At 62.7% G+C, this 14,034-nt stretch carries 8 protein-coding genes; all 8 read right to left on the bottom strand.

Features of this window, described 5'->3' with window-relative positions:
• Positions 1-14 precede the first annotated feature (14 nt).
• The 8 genes from K8U03_13960 to K8U03_13925 all read right to left on the bottom strand — a co-directional run bounded on the left by K8U03_13960 (position 15) and on the right by K8U03_13925 (position 13,703).
• On the bottom strand, positions 15-1,049 hold the full coding sequence (locus K8U03_13960; protein ID MCE9605996.1) for a DUF58 domain-containing protein: 1,035 nt from the start codon (positions 1,047-1,049) through the stop codon (positions 15-17).
• The gene (locus K8U03_13955) at positions 1,049-1,996 is read right to left on the bottom strand and encodes a MoxR family ATPase (protein ID MCE9605995.1); all 948 of its coding nucleotides are present in this window, start codon (positions 1,994-1,996) and stop codon (positions 1,049-1,051) included. Before K8U03_13955 ends, K8U03_13960 begins: the two co-directional genes overlap by 1 nt.
• Before the next feature lie 94 nt (positions 1,997-2,090).
• Entirely contained in the window at positions 2,091-3,629 is a 1,539-nt protein-coding gene (locus K8U03_13950; GenBank protein MCE9605994.1) for a DUF4159 domain-containing protein, read from the bottom strand.
• A complete protein-coding gene (locus K8U03_13945) occupies positions 3,626-5,215 on the bottom strand; it encodes a right-handed parallel beta-helix repeat-containing protein (protein ID MCE9605993.1) in 1,590 nt (529 codons plus the stop codon). Before K8U03_13945 ends, K8U03_13950 begins: the two co-directional genes overlap by 4 nt.
• Before the next feature lie 44 nt (positions 5,216-5,259).
• Positions 5,260-7,158, bottom strand: coding sequence for a PKD domain-containing protein (locus tag K8U03_13940; GenBank protein ID MCE9605992.1), 1,899 nt, complete (start codon positions 7,156-7,158; stop codon positions 5,260-5,262).
• 814 nt (positions 7,159-7,972) lie between these two features.
• Entirely contained in the window at positions 7,973-8,638 is a 666-nt protein-coding gene (locus K8U03_13935) for a hypothetical protein (protein ID MCE9605991.1), read from the bottom strand.
• Positions 8,635-9,906 carry a hypothetical protein gene (locus tag K8U03_13930; GenBank protein MCE9605990.1) on the bottom strand — a complete coding sequence of 424 codons (1,272 nt, stop codon included), beginning with the start codon at positions 9,904-9,906 and terminating at the stop codon, positions 8,635-8,637. Before K8U03_13930 ends, K8U03_13935 begins: the two co-directional genes overlap by 4 nt.
• Positions 9,903-13,703: a hypothetical protein gene (locus K8U03_13925; protein ID MCE9605989.1), complete on the bottom strand. Its 3,801-nt coding sequence runs from the start codon at positions 13,701-13,703 to the stop codon at positions 9,903-9,905. The genes K8U03_13930 and K8U03_13925 overlap by 4 nt, the downstream gene beginning before the upstream one ends.
• Positions 13,704-14,034 lie beyond the last annotated feature (331 nt).

Raw genomic sequence — 14,034 nt, 5'->3', positions numbered from 1 at the left:
CTGGCGAAGCGTTCTTACTTGCGGATTTTCGTGCGGCGGTTCAAGTAGGCCGACAAGGCCTGCTCGTACGGTTGTGTCGTGTCGATCAGGTGGTAATCGGCGCCCATTTCGTTAAGCCCCTTGCGATAGAATGCCGTAAGGGCCTGCATGCGTTCGAGATAGCTTTTCCGCACCGAGACGGGATCGATCTCGATCTCTTCGCCGGTTTCGAGATCTTGGAACAACGCCGCCCCTTCGAAGGGAAAGCTCGTCTCGGCCGCATCTTGCACGTGGAAGACGACGACGTCGTGCCGGCGGCTCGAGAGCATCCGCAGTGCGCGGAGTGTTGCTTCCGGCTCGTCGATCAAGTCGCTGATCACGACCACGAGGCCGCGGCGCTTCAATCGCTGTGAGATTGCTTGGAGACTAAGCGATACGTTCGTCGTGCCCGAGGGGGCATGGTCCATCATCGCCTTCATCAATTGCCGGAGGTGCGTTCGTCGGCAGCGAGGCTGCACGACGAGGCCCGGCGCGGCGCCGAACAACGCCAGGCCTGCGGCGTCTTGTTGGCGCAACATGAGATAAGCCAAGCAAGAAGCCAGAAAGCACGAGTAGTCCCACTTCGTCAACTTGCCGGTCCCGAACCCCATCGACGCCGAACGATCGAGCAAGATCGTGCAGCGGAGATTCGTCTCTTCCTCGAAGCGCTTAATGTAGTAGTGGTCGGTTCGGGCATAGAGATGCCAATCGAGGAACTTCAAGTCGTCGCCCGGCACATACTCGCGATGATCGGCGAACTCGACCGAGAAGCCGTGAAACGGGCTCTTGTGCAAGCCGTTGATGAAACCCTCGACGACCACACGCGCCAACAACGGCGAAAACCCGACCTTGGCCAAAATAGCCGGGTCGAAGTAGCGCTGCGGATCGAAGGTCGTCATCGCCTCGGCTTGCGTAACCCCGCCGGCACTCTCGCCGAGCGCGCGGCGCAGCTTGGCAAAGATACCGCGAGCCTGAGGACCAAGGCGCGGCAGCCAAGAAGAGGAACCGGCGGATGCCGAGTCGGACGACATTAGCGATCCGCCCTTTCCGGTACTTCTTCGATCAATCGTCGCACGATGTGATCCGTCGTGATTCCTTCGGCTTCGGCGGCGAAGCTGCACAGGATGCGGTGTCGCAAGACCGGGAGGACGAGTTTGCGGATGTCGTCGCAAGAAACGTTCACGCGGCCATGGACCGCGGCATAGGTCTTGGCGCAGAGAATTAAAGCTTGGCTCGCCCGCGGCCCCGCGCCCCAGCCGATCTGCTCGCTCACGAACTTCGGCACGCCGGGCTCGTTCGGGCGCGTCGCGCGGACGAGATCGACCGCATAACCGGTCACATGCTTCGACACGGGAATATCGCGAACCAAGCGTTGGAACTCAAGCAACTTCGTCCGATCGCAAATCGGCTGCACGCTACCGGCGTCGTTCGCCGTAGTCCGTTCGACGATCGCCTCTTCGTCGGCCAGTTGCGGATACTTGATCAGCGTGTTCATCAAAAACCGATCCTTCTGCGCTTCCGGCAGCGGATAAGTTCCTTCTTGATCGATCGGGTTCTGCGTCGCCAGCACGAAGAACGGCTTCTCGAGCTTGTAGGTCTTGCCGCCGGCGGTCACTTCCTTCTCTTGCATCGCCTGCAGCAAGGCGGCTTGCGTCTTCGGCGGCGTCCGGTTGATTTCGTCGGCAAGCACGATATTGGTAAAGATCGGGCCGGCGACGAACACCGTGACCCGCTTGCCCGTCGTGTGGTCTTCTTCGATGACGTTGGTGCCGACGATGTCCGAGGGCATCAAGTCGGGCGTGAACTGGATGCGCTTGAACTCTAAGTTCAGCAGCTGAGCGAGCGTGTTGATCATCAACGTTTTGGCGAGGCCCGGCACTCCTTCGAGGAGATTGTGGCCGCCGGCGAAGACGGTGATGAGCAACTCTTCGAGCACGTCGCGCTGGCCGACGACGACCTTGGCGAACTCGTCGAGCATGCGCTGGTAATGCGATTGCAGGTCGGCGATCTGAGTTTCGATGGCAGAGGGCACGGTGAAGGTCCGTCGGAGGAAAAATGACAGCGGGAAGGAATCAATTACTGAGGGCGTAGGTGATGAGATTCGTAACGAGCCGGAGCGCGTCGTCCGAGGTCACCCCCTTGGCGTAGGCGTTCGATTCGCGATTCACGCCGCTCATCAGATCGAGCGGGGTGTAGACGACCGCCAAGCGGCCGGCGATGAAGAGGCCGTAAAACTCGGGATACTCGAGCGACGGGTCTTCGCGCAAGGCGGCAGGCGTGTAGGCGATCTTTTCGACGGCGTTCCAACCGCCGACGAAGAGCGGATGAGTCGGCGGGAGCTTCACGAACTCGGCGTCGGGCAAGACCTTCTTCAACTCGCGACGCAGCGCCGCATCGAACGGTTTCAGGCCCGCCGCCGCAGTCGCCATCAGCATGCCCCCTTGCTTGAGGTAGCGCGTGAGGCTCGCGACTTCTTCGGGCGTAAGTTGAAAGTCGTAGTGACCGGTCATCCAGACGAGCGGAAAGTTGCCGAGGCCGGGATCGTCGAGCGGCACGGCTTCCGGAGCGTAGTCGACGTCGATACCGGTGTTGTCCTTTAAGCCCTGCAAGACGCTGTTCTGCAGCGCCGGATTGACGTTCCAACTGCCCGAGTATTCGACGGCCGCGAAGCGGAAGATATCCCCCTTCGCCGTCCGTCCGTCGTATTCGGGAAACTGCTGGGCGAGGAACCGGCCATACTCGGTGCTTCCCAACACGTAGCCGATGAGATTCACGCCCAGACGCGAAGCCGACTCGCCGACGAGATGCTTCCCTTGCGGGTGATAGGTCGTGCCGCTCCAAGCGGCTCCCATGCCCGTCGGCACGAGAATGGCGGCGGCGCGGGTACCGATGTCGATCGAGTAGACCTCGGGCGGCCGCATGAATTGCACGCCGCTGACCATCGTGAGGAGTTGTTGAATCCGATAACGCGCGTTGAAGACCGGATGGTCGAGCGAGAGCTTCATGAACCGTTTCTGCGGGAAAACCTTTCCCATCTCGCGCACGACGGCCTGCGTAAACTCGTCGCGGCCGCGAGCCGCGTTGAAGAGAATAGTACCGCCGTCGTGGATGAATTTGCGGAGATTCTCGACTTCCGCATCGGTGAAGACGAAGTCGTAATCGCCGGCCATGAACAACAGCGGAATGTCGACCGGATCGAACCCTTCGCTCGCGAGCTTCTTCGTCGCGTATTGATAGTTGTTGCCGTCGGCCAAACGCCGATTGACCATCGACATGAGGGTCGAGCCGTCGTTGGGATAGCTCTTCCACTGCTCGAACTTCTGAACGGTGCCGTCTTCATGGACGTACTCGAGCGTCGTGCCGTATTCGAGCTTGTACATGACCGTGAGGTTGGTCGGCGGCGGCGGCGCGCGATCTTGCGTCTTGCGCATCGTCGGACCGGCGTCGGGCAAAATGCCGGTTTCTTCGCCCGAAGATTGCGTCTTCGGAGGCGACTTCGCCGGCGGGGGTGGCTTGCTTTCGGCCGGCGGAAAGTTGACGCTGCGCGTCTGCGCGACGAGCGGAGCCGCCAGGCCGAAGATCAATAGCCAAGCAAGAATAAATCGGCTCATGGGATCGGCACCTCGAGAGTCGGCGTCGGCTTGTTCGGTTCTTCGCGATACCAAGAGGCATCCGGCGCGACCTTCAGCTCCGCAAGCGGCTTCGTTGCGGCGGCCGACTTCGAATCGCCGGCCGGCAGCAAGACGCGGACAACGTAGCTCGGCGCCGCGATCGGCTTCATCGCCGCATCGAACGACCAGGAACGGACGATGAGCGGCTCAAGCGAGTCCGGCAGCGGAGTGAGCCCGTCGGAGCGCAGCGTGGACGGTGAGTTGCGTACGTTCGGGTCGGCGGCTCGCGCGGCGGCCGGCGACTTCGCGGCGGCCGTAGCACGGTCCGCCGAGACGACTTCGACGCGCGTCCCCGGCGGCAACTTGCCCGAGGGGCGGACGACCAAAAAGTTCAAGCATTCGATCGGGGGCGAACCGTCGGGCGTGTTCCGGTCGACGGTGCCGGCCGTCTTGATTTGCTCGGCCGTGACATTGCAGTTGAGGAGCTTCAGCGGACCGTTGTAATAGAGGACGCTCGTGCCGTCTTTCTGCAGGTCGACGATTCGGACGTTCGTCATTTGCACCGTCGATGGGCCGTGGTAGTAGCCGGTCTTGCACCCTTCGACGAGAGTGTCTTCGACGACGCCCGAGGCCGATGTCATGGTAAGGCCGGTATCGCATTTGCGAATCATCAGATCCTTGAGCATGCCGTTGGTGCCGTACCAATAAACGCCGGTAGCTTGCCCTTCGAAGTCGCAATCGGTAAGAGTCGAATCGGTCATCGATCGGGCTTGAATGCCGAAGCTGAAGCGGCCACGGACTAGGTTGCCGCGAATCTCGGCCAAATAACAGCCGTTGACGAACATCGCCGAATGGGGCGACGCAAGACCGGCCGCCAGCTCGAAGCGATTATCGGCGATCAGCGGGCTGTCGCAACTCGTGATCGACATGTGGGCGACGCCGGTGAAGCTGTTACCGACGAGGTTGACCCGCTCACCGACTTCGGCACCGGTGTTGTCGATGTCGTTGGCCGTGAGATGCACGTTCATGATTTCGGCCCGCTGTGCGTCGATGCTCGCGCCGTCTTTCGCGGCGACGGTCGCTTCGATCGGCGCTTTGACGGGTGCGTCCTTCACTGCCGGCTCGACTGCCGTCGAGATAACGACGTTGTGCTTTCCGTGCGCGAGATTGCGGCGGCCGTTGATGGTGAGCTTGCCGCCTTTCAAGAGCGTGACGACGCGCTCGTCGGCCGTGGCGCCGACCATCCGTAGCTCGAACTTGTCGGCGGCGCTGCGGGTGCCGTCGATCAGAATTACGCCGAACGATTCCACCTGCCCGGCCGGACAACAAACGATCCGCCCCGCGCCGGTCTTGAAGACAAACGAGCCGTTGGGGTCGATATAGATCCGGTTGCAGCTCGTCTTGCCGTCGTCATTGCGATCGAACGTGATGACGTCGCCGCGCGAGATCACGACGTCGTCGGCCGCCGTCGGGGCCACCTTCTCGCGCCACGAAAGCGGATCGCTCCATTCACCGCCGCCCAGCCCGTTCGAGTGGAGTTCGACCGCGAACGCGGCGCCGGTCGTCGAACAAACAGCGATCGACAAGGCGATCGCAAAGATAAACGGATGTAAGCGAATGGGCCGCGAGATCATTCCGTGTCGGCCCCCTTTAAGAAGTTGTTGAGCGCGTCCGCTTGCTGATCGGTAACCGCGTAGATCGCCAGCCCGTCGAACTCGAACACGCCGGCGACTTGGCGGATCGTAAAGGCCGCCGATCCGCTCGAGGCCGAGAGCGGCACCTGCATCGGAAAGCCGACCTTGCGCCAGCCGCTGTAGCTTCGCTCGACTTGGCTCGTTCCTTGATGGAGCGTGTCCGTCGACTTCTTTTCGTCGAGCAAGTACATGTGCAGGTGCGGCGCCATGTTCATCGGCATCAGCGTCTCGCGGTACCACATCTCGATCCAGTACTCACCGCCCGGCAACACCGGAATCTCGCGCGACATGTCGAAGTACGAGTAGTACGTCGGAAAGTTGATCCCGACGCCGACGTGCGGCCCGGCGATTCCGAGCCCGCCGCCGACCTTAAAATACAGCGGCTTCCCCCAGGCTTCCTTTTCTTCCGGCTCGAAGCCGCACAACACATCGGCGAACTCCGCGCCTCCTTGCTTCAGCGCCGCTAAAGCCTCGGCCCTGGCCTTGCGTTCGCGCACCAACTTGCGAAAGTCCGCGAGCTTCTGCTTCTCGTAGAACTTCGGATACGACTTCTCCAGCAGATCGAGCCACTCCGTCGCTTTCACGTAATCATTCAACCGGAAGTAGGTGTCGGCCATCCCATGCAGCGCGCGGTCGTGAAAGCCCGACCATTGCGAGAGCTTCAAGAGAATTTCGTAGTTGCGCAGCGCTTCTTCATAGCGTCCGGTCCGGCGATCGGCTTCGGCGCGCAATACGCGGTACAGCCCTTCGAGTTTCTCTTCCGGATAATTGAGCTCGATCCGTTCGAGTAGATGCCGCGTTTGTTGGATGTCGCCGGCCTTCAGACGTTGCTCGGCCATCCGTAACAATCCACCGCGCGTCACGGCGCCGGTCAGCGACGACTCCGCGAAGGCCTGCCCGCCGAGCGCGTTCGCCATCCGATAACATTCGCCGGCGCGGCGCAGATCGCCGGTTTCCGCGTACAGATCCCCCCAACGAATCGCCGCCACGCGCACGTCGGGATGCTCGACCCGCCGGTTCTCATTCACGATCTTTTCGTATTGAGCGGCAGCGTCGTCGAACTTCTTCAGATGCCGATGATAAATCTGCGCCGTCTCGAGCTTAATCCCCACCTGCAAGCTCGGCACCCGACCGAACTCGGTCAGAATCTTCTCGCCGAGTTTGATCGCTTCGTCCCCCTTGCCTTGATGCGCCAGCGATTCCATCCGCGTCCGTTGAATGACGACTTTTTGCTTGAGCTCCAGGCCCGGCTCCGCCAGCAGCTTTTCGGCCACACGGTCGATCAGCACCCAACGATCGGCCTGCTCGCAGACGAGCAGAAACTGAAACATCCGGTTCAAGCGCTCGGCGTCGAGCTTCTCCCACTCCGAGTTGCGCAGCGCCGTGAGCGTCTTCGCTAGCGACCTCGGGCTCGTGTTCCCCGGCGCGGGCCAAATATGCACGTTCGCGCGATACGGCGGCAGACCGCCGGAGGTGAGCGTGACGTTATAGTCGCCTCCTTGGAAGTAAACGTGGCTCGGCCGCGCGCCGCGGCCCGTCGTTCCGTCACCGAAATCCCACACGAGCGAGTTCGGATCCTGCACGACTTTCGGCTTCGTCGGCCCGATCGCGGCGAAATCGACGAGATACACGAGCTCGCCGTCGCCGGAGCGGAGCGTGTCGTCGATGCCGAAGACGAACGCCGCGGCTGCCGTATGCTTCGACTCATCGATGCCCGCCACGCGCGCGTAATCGGCCTGCACGAACAAGCCGTGCGGCACATAGGCCCACGTCTTCGCCTCGGGCGGCGCCCACATGAGCGCGCAATAGCCGATCGCCGTCGGATTGTTCCCCATCACATGATGGACTTCGAACGGATGAATGCCGGCCTTCAACTCGACGTCGTTGCCGATCTCGCGCAGCTTCACCGCGCCGGTGATCCGCGCGTTGGTCCCCGTGCGTTCGGTCACCTTGAAGCCGTCGATGAAGAGAAACGCCGCGTCTTCCGCGTTGAGGAAGAAGCGATAGGTGCCGTCGGTCGGAATGTTGAGGAATCCGCGATACGAGGAGGCGTAGTTGGACGGGTCATTCGGCCGCATCGGGTTGCAGTTCTCGATTACTTCCGCGACCGGACCGTTGCCGATCACGTTCTTGCTCGACGTCAGTCCTTCCCGCACCAACGCCCAGTCGCCGAGTTCTTCGCCGGCCCAGCGACGAATCTCGAACGTCAATCCTTCCTGCACGGCCTTCGCCTCAGGCGCGATCGTCGGCGGCAAGGTCGCCCCTTCCGGTGCGGACGCGAAGGCATAGTACCAAGCGGCATCGCCGCGGCGCGGAAACTGGATGAGCGTCGTCCCCTGCGGGTCGTGCGACAAGATGGTCACCGGCAACCGCGCGCCGGTCCCATCGACGACCGCGAGGTCCGATGCGTCGCTGCGTAGTCGACCGCCGGTCGGCAAATGGGCGATGACCGACTTCGCCGGCGACTTCGTCCGATCGCCGCCGATGTGCAACGCGTAGCGCAAGCGAAACGGCGCAAGCTCTGTAGGCGCATCAGCCGGAATCGCCTCGACCGGATTATGCGGCGGCTCGATCTTCGGCGGCGCAGCGTCCGTGCTTCGGCCCGGCAGCAGCGCGAGCACGACGAGCGCGAGGAAAATCGACGGTGTCTTATTCCGGTTCATAAGTCACCCGGAGTTTGTACCTTCCTACGCCGGTCCAGAGGGGCGAAGCCAATCGGACGAGAGCCGTGGGATGTTCGACCGTCATGAGCCAGCCCTGATTTTCCGCGGCGCCGGTGTTCCAAAGCTCCACGTCTTCCGTGACGTTGATCGTCACCTCGGCGGTTTCCGAGACACTAACGATCGCCGTGGGCTGCGCGGCCCGGTCGGTAGCTACTCCCCTCGCGCCGGCTTGTCCCCACGGCACCGGCTTCGGCACGCGCGTGCGGAAGTCGTAGCACACTCCCTTGCCCCACGGGCCAAGCACACGCCGCACATAAATCTTCGCTTCGCCGGCACCGGCGATCAGATCGACGGGTACGATCCACTCGGCCCGCACGATTCGCTGGCCGGTCGGGATGCGATCGAGCGGATACCGCACGAGAAACACCCGCTGTCCTTGGAGATCCAAGAGCGACGAAGTGAACTGCCCCGGCACGTTCTCGGCGCCGGCCCAACCCGACAGCGGAATCTGCGGGCTGATGACCGCCATGCGATCGCAATCGAAATCGGTGAGCTCGATCGTCCGCGCCGAGACCGCGCAAGCCGACGCCGCCGCGCACGCAAGCGCCGCGAACATCGAGAAGTACGGGAAGCGTCGTCGAGCGAGGGTCACTTCTTCGCCTCCTCATGCGTCACGTAGAGCCGATCGTACTTCGCAGAGTACGCCAACGCTTCGACCTTGCGCGTCGACAAGGGAATGTCTGTTCGCTCGCCGTTGAAATACCCTTCGGCGTCGAACCCCAGCAGATGCAAGACCCCCAAACTGTAGCAAGCCACGAACGGGCGTTTGCCGACGATCACCGGCGGCGAGGTGAGCACCGCATCGGGAAGCAGGCCGCGCTGCGGGAACATCGTCATGAAGCCGTCGACGTGCTCGACACGAAAGACATAGTTGCCGCCGAGTCCGGTGAGAAACAAGACCGGCAGAGTCGGGTGCTGAACCATCCGGTAGCGATAGCCGCCGCCCACCGTGGGAAAGAACGTCATCACGCTCAATTGCCCGCGCCGATTCGCTTCGTCCCACGTCGCGGGGCCGAGCCCTGCGCAGACGATCGTGCGCGTATCGGAAAGATTGAGAAAACCGAGCCCGCATGGCGACTCGCCGTACAGCGAGACCTTCGCGGCGTCGGGCTCCGCCGCCGGCGAGTCGTCGACCAGCTTGCCGTCGTCGCGGAGCTTGATGTAGCCGATCGCCGTCGCGAAGCCGGTCTTAATGCGCCGTTGCAGGTTGGGGAGGAACAGCCGGCCGGCATTGCGATCGAAAGCGAGCGCGGCGGCGTAGTTGCCGCGCGAGAAGCTCTCGCCGCCGAGCGCACTTTGCACGAGCCGAGGCTCGGGCGACGAGAGATCGTACACGTGAAGATGCCGGAACCCGTCGCCGGCGAAATCGTCGGTCGGATCCGGTTTCGCCGGGGATGCTTCGCCGGACACGATCACATCTTGCCAAACGTACAAGAGCGGCAGCTTGGGATGCGCCGCGAGTGCGAGGGGGTAGTGCCGACGCGCGGCGAGCTTCGGCGCACGCGGCAGGCGAATCGACGTCGTCGCGCCGAGTTCTCCCTTCGCATCCAACCGATAGAGCGTCACATCGGGATCGTTCGTGATCTCGTAGTCGCCCGGCATCGCCTTCGTGACGGTCGGCTGCGGCGCATGAGCGACAGCGAGCACGCCGGACGTATCGCTGACGACCGAAACGAACGCCGACGCGGCCGGCACCTTGGTCAGCACGTCAAGCGTGCCGGGCTTGCCGACCAGCGACACTTCGCGCTTCGTCACGATCGGCGAAAGAGCCGGCGATTGGGCGCGCGTCGGGCGGCCGTCGAGCGAAGTCGACGCCACCGGCAGGAGCATCACGATGAAAAGAATTCGAGCGCCGGTCACGGTTTCGCACCCGCGCCGCTGCTGAGCCGCTCGTAGTAGCGTTTGATGGCCTCGGCGTATTCCGGCGGCGGCGGGCGATCGGCGTCGTCCAACACACGACCGCGCACGACTTGCTCGCGCGGCAAGCTCGGCTGAAAGCCGGAGGCCGGCTGCTGGAACACACGCACCGTGCCGCGTAGTTTATCGAGCGTTTCGTTCTGCAGACGGAACACTTCGGCCGTCGGTCGCTCCTTGAGTTGATCGAGCTGACCTTGCAGCTCGGCGAGGATCGCGTCGAGATGATCCGTAGGAAGATAGAGGTTCTTCAGCTCTTTCCGAATCGCCTTCACGCGCTCGATGATCTGCTCGTGTCGGCTCGTCATGTCGCGCAGCATCTCGGCGACTTGCGGATCCATCCGGCCGTCCTGCCGTTCGACGATATAGTTCTTGTTCTGCGGCTTTCCCATCCGATTCGCCATGTCGTCGGTCCATTTGCCGACGTTCGCCGTGCTGAACTTCGTGTCGTCGGACTGCACGCGCTTGCCCCCCACGCCGGTCGAAGTGTCATTCTGCGGATCGCCGCTCATAGTTTCTTTGATGAGCCCGGCCTGATCGGCGACGCGCTCTTGGCCTTCCTGCACCTGATCGCGCCCGCGCCGATTGACCGACTCATCGCCGACGACTACGCCGTGGGCTCGCGCTCCGCGACGGCCGGAGCGCGATGCGCCGCCGACGTTGCGCGTGGGGGGCTTCTTATTGCCGGTCGTGGCGGCGGCGGCGAACGAGTTCATATCGCCGCCGAGCTTGCCGACCTCCCCGGCTTCATTGATGTTGAACGCCGTGTTGAGGGTCGATGTTTCGAAGTTCTTTTGCATCTCATCGGCTTCTTCGAGCAGCGCGCCGACGAGATCCTTCAATTCTTCTTGCACCGGCGCGTTGACGACGTTCGATTCGGTGTCGGACGTTCCCGGGTAGCTCGGCGTTTTTTGTCCTTTCGAGCCGCCGAGCTTGAGAACGTCGAAGTCCTGTCGCTTCCCGCCATCGGGCCGATTCAGGCTTTCGATCGTTTTGGCGCTGACCGTGTAGTCGGTAACCTTGCCGGTTTTCTCCTGCGGGCCTCCCTTTTTATCGAGGTCGAGCTTCTCGCGCATCTCGATCAGGTCTTTCACCGGCATCTTCTCGGGCAACAGGCCGAACTGTTTGTCGGTGCCGGCCTTGAGTTTCTCGATTGCTTGCTGCGCGGCGACGTCGCCCTTCGCCATTTCTTCGAGAGCCTTCAGCGCCGCTTGCGCCGCGTCGACCTGCGCTTTGCGGAGCGCGTCGTGAAGTGCCGTTAGCTTGGCGGCGGCAACCTGCTGCCGAGAGGCCGCGTCGTTCCATTTTCCGGCTTTCAACAGTTCGGCCGATTGGGCGAGCGCCGCGGTCAGTTCTCCCGCGCCTGCTGCTTCGCCGGCGGTCGTGAATGCCGTCGCCAGCGAGGCATCGCTGCCTTCCGGCGCCGCATCCGCGAGTTTCTCCCCGATACCGATGAAGCCGGTTTCGACGAGCGCGACGAGCTCCGTGAGCTTTTCTTGGCGACGGACGGCCGACGCTTGCCACGGCTCGCTCGGCTTATCGCGTGGACGCGCCGCGTTGATCAACGACGTCTCGTGCAGCGCCGTTTGACGCTCGGCGAGCATCTTCGCGAAGCCGGTCAGGTGATCGAGCTCCCACTCGAAGCGAAACGTCGCATAGCCGTCGAGGATCTGTTGTAAACTCACGATCGTGCGCTGCTCGGTCAGCTGCGCGTCGGCGATCGCCGAGCGTTTGGCTTGCAAGAGGTCGCGCGTAGGAAGGCTCTCGAAGATCCGCTCGGCGCGGACCATCTCGGTGTCGGCCAAGAGCCCGACCGACATCTGGAGGCTCCCCGCTTCGGTCGGCATCGCGCGGGCCGCGGCGCCGCTCTTGGCACGCAGCGCGGCCTGTTGCTTCGTCAGCTCGCCGACTCCGGTATGCAGGGCCGTGATGTTCTTCGGGTCGTCCCACTTGAGGCCCCCTTCGCCATCGAGTTTGCGCAACCAATCGACGGTTTGCACGAGGATGCGCCGCTGTTCGGCGAGCACCTGCTTAAGCTCCGTTTCGGTACGCAGGATGCGCTCGTAGAGCAGCTGTAACGCCGCCGCATCGCCGCCGATGCTCAATGAATAAACGGTGCCTTCGGTCCAGCGCTCGGCTTTCGCCGGGTCGCGGTCGCGGCCTCGAAGCGCGAGCTCGATCCGTTCTCCTTCCGCGGCGGCCAGCGACAAGAGCGTGAGGTCGCCGGCGTGGTCGAACTCCTTCTTGCCGTCGATCGACCAGAGCTCGATCTTTTCCCAAGCGGGACCGCTCGCGACGGTGGCCCCCTTCGCGTCCGAGAGTTTCGTCGCCGAGTCGGTCGCGACGGTCGCCGGCGAGGTCGTACCTAGCCGACGAATAAAGAGCCCGACTTCGGTGAGGCCCCAGTCGTCGGAAGCGACGGCGCGATAGGGCAAGACCGCGTCGATCGTCGTCTCGGACTTGCCGTCGAAGCCGGTGAGTTGGAGTTGCGGCTCGATGTCGGAAAGAATTCGAATCGGGTAGGCTCGGCCGACGAACGGTGCGCGCTCGGATCGACGCGATTCGACGCGATACTCCGCTTGATCGCGCAACACGAGCTTGCCGGTGAATCGAACGGGCGAGACACTCCGGAGCGCGAGGCGTTCGACCGGCGGGGCCGAGCGTTTGTCGTCTATCTTTTTCTCAGCTGTGGAGCGACGCTCGATGCACATCGTCGCTTCGGCGCAGGGCGAATCGAAGTCGAACGTGAGCTCGACCTCGGTGCCGCTCAAGCCTTCGAGATCGCCGGCGGCGCTCTCGGTCGTCCGCGGGGCTAGGCCACTGTACTCGGGATACCGATATCGTGCCGTGAGCAGACTGACGTTCGCAGGAGTCGGGACCGTGATCCGATAGAAGGGAGTAGTGAAGTCGCCGCCGCGAACGGCGTAGAGCTGCGTTTGACGCACATCACGGATCGTATGACGAACGACCCCTTGAGGCGGGACGGGGATGGTCGAGTCCGACCGTTTCCCGGCGCTTTCGTTCATGAGCAATAATTCGGTCGGTCGCACCCCTTCGATAGCGATCGAAATCTCGACATCTCCCGCTATTTCGATATCGCCGGGCGTTACGCTGAGAGTCGTACGATAAATCGGCTCGACATCGACGAACGGAAGCAAAATGCGTTGTGCGGAGTTCGTAAACCGACCGGGCTGCCGATAGTAGAATCCTGCGGCAACGACGACCAGCAAACCGGCGACGCCGACGCGCACCAACGCCGGGCTCAACGCCGCGGCTTGCTCCAACTTGAGCCGCTGCATCCCCGCGACGTTCTCCTCGATCACCGCGCGGCTAATCTCCAGCGAGCTCGCATCGGTCGTCCGAGCGAGTTGCAGAGCATTGATCAATCGATTCTGCAAGCCGCCTTGCGTGCGACGCTCGATCGCCAGCGCAACCTGATCTTCCGACATCCGCAACCGACGGCGACGACGAACGAGCCCGACGGCGATAACCGCCAAGCCGATCAACAAGCCCGACCCGGCAAGAATGCGGCCGAGACGCGGGAGATGAAAGGTATCGTCGAGCCACACGACCACCAACAGGTATGCCAGCAGAATCGAAACGGCGAACCCGAAACCTTCGAGCAGCGTGAGGAGTTTCCAGCGCCGCATGTTGCCGTCGACGAGCAAGCGGACCTGCCGCAGACGAGGATTCTCGCCGAGCAACGTCGCAGGCGAATCGGTGCGCATCGCGGCTTCGCTCATAAGCTAACGTTCCGAAGGGCGGATCGCGGAGGCAAATCGGACTGGTCGCTGGAGCGACGAAAGGCGGGGACGAGACAGCCACGCATTCGCATGCGAGGGTAAATGCACTCACTTTTATAAGCTCGCAGATTGCCGTTTGCAAATCGGCTCGGTAAGACGCTCCACGTCGCAATCGTTCCGTCGCGACACGACCTAGAGCGCATCCCAAATTGCCGTAGCGCGATCGGCGGGAGTTGAGTAGGCTAGGCGATCACCGGAGGTGATCGATGATTTACTCGAAGGAATTCCGTCGTCAGATTTTGGCGGCGTGCGACTGCGGACAGGGGACGCA

It is taken from the genome of Planctomycetia bacterium (assembly GCA_021413845.1).
Taxonomy (GTDB): Bacteria; Planctomycetota; Planctomycetia; order Pirellulales; family PNKZ01; genus PNKZ01.
This window is presented reverse-complemented; position numbering and strand designations above follow the sequence as displayed.

Coding starts and splice junctions, on each gene's coding strand:
- K8U03_13950 (MCE9605994.1), bottom strand. CDS start 3,629: ATGAGCCGATTTATTCTTGCTTGGCTATTGATCTTCGGCCTGGCGGCT.
- K8U03_13955 (MCE9605995.1), bottom strand. CDS start 1,996: ATGCTCGACGAGTTCGCCAAGGTCGTCGTCGGCCAGCGCGACGTGCTC.
- K8U03_13925 (MCE9605989.1), bottom strand. CDS start 13,703: ATGAGCGAAGCCGCGATGCGCACCGATTCGCCTGCGACGTTGCTCGGC.
- K8U03_13960 (MCE9605996.1), bottom strand. CDS start 1,049: ATGTCGTCCGACTCGGCATCCGCCGGTTCCTCTTCTTGGCTGCCGCGC.
- K8U03_13940 (MCE9605992.1), bottom strand. CDS start 7,158: ATGGGGAACAATCCGACGGCGATCGGCTATTGCGCGCTCATGTGGGCG.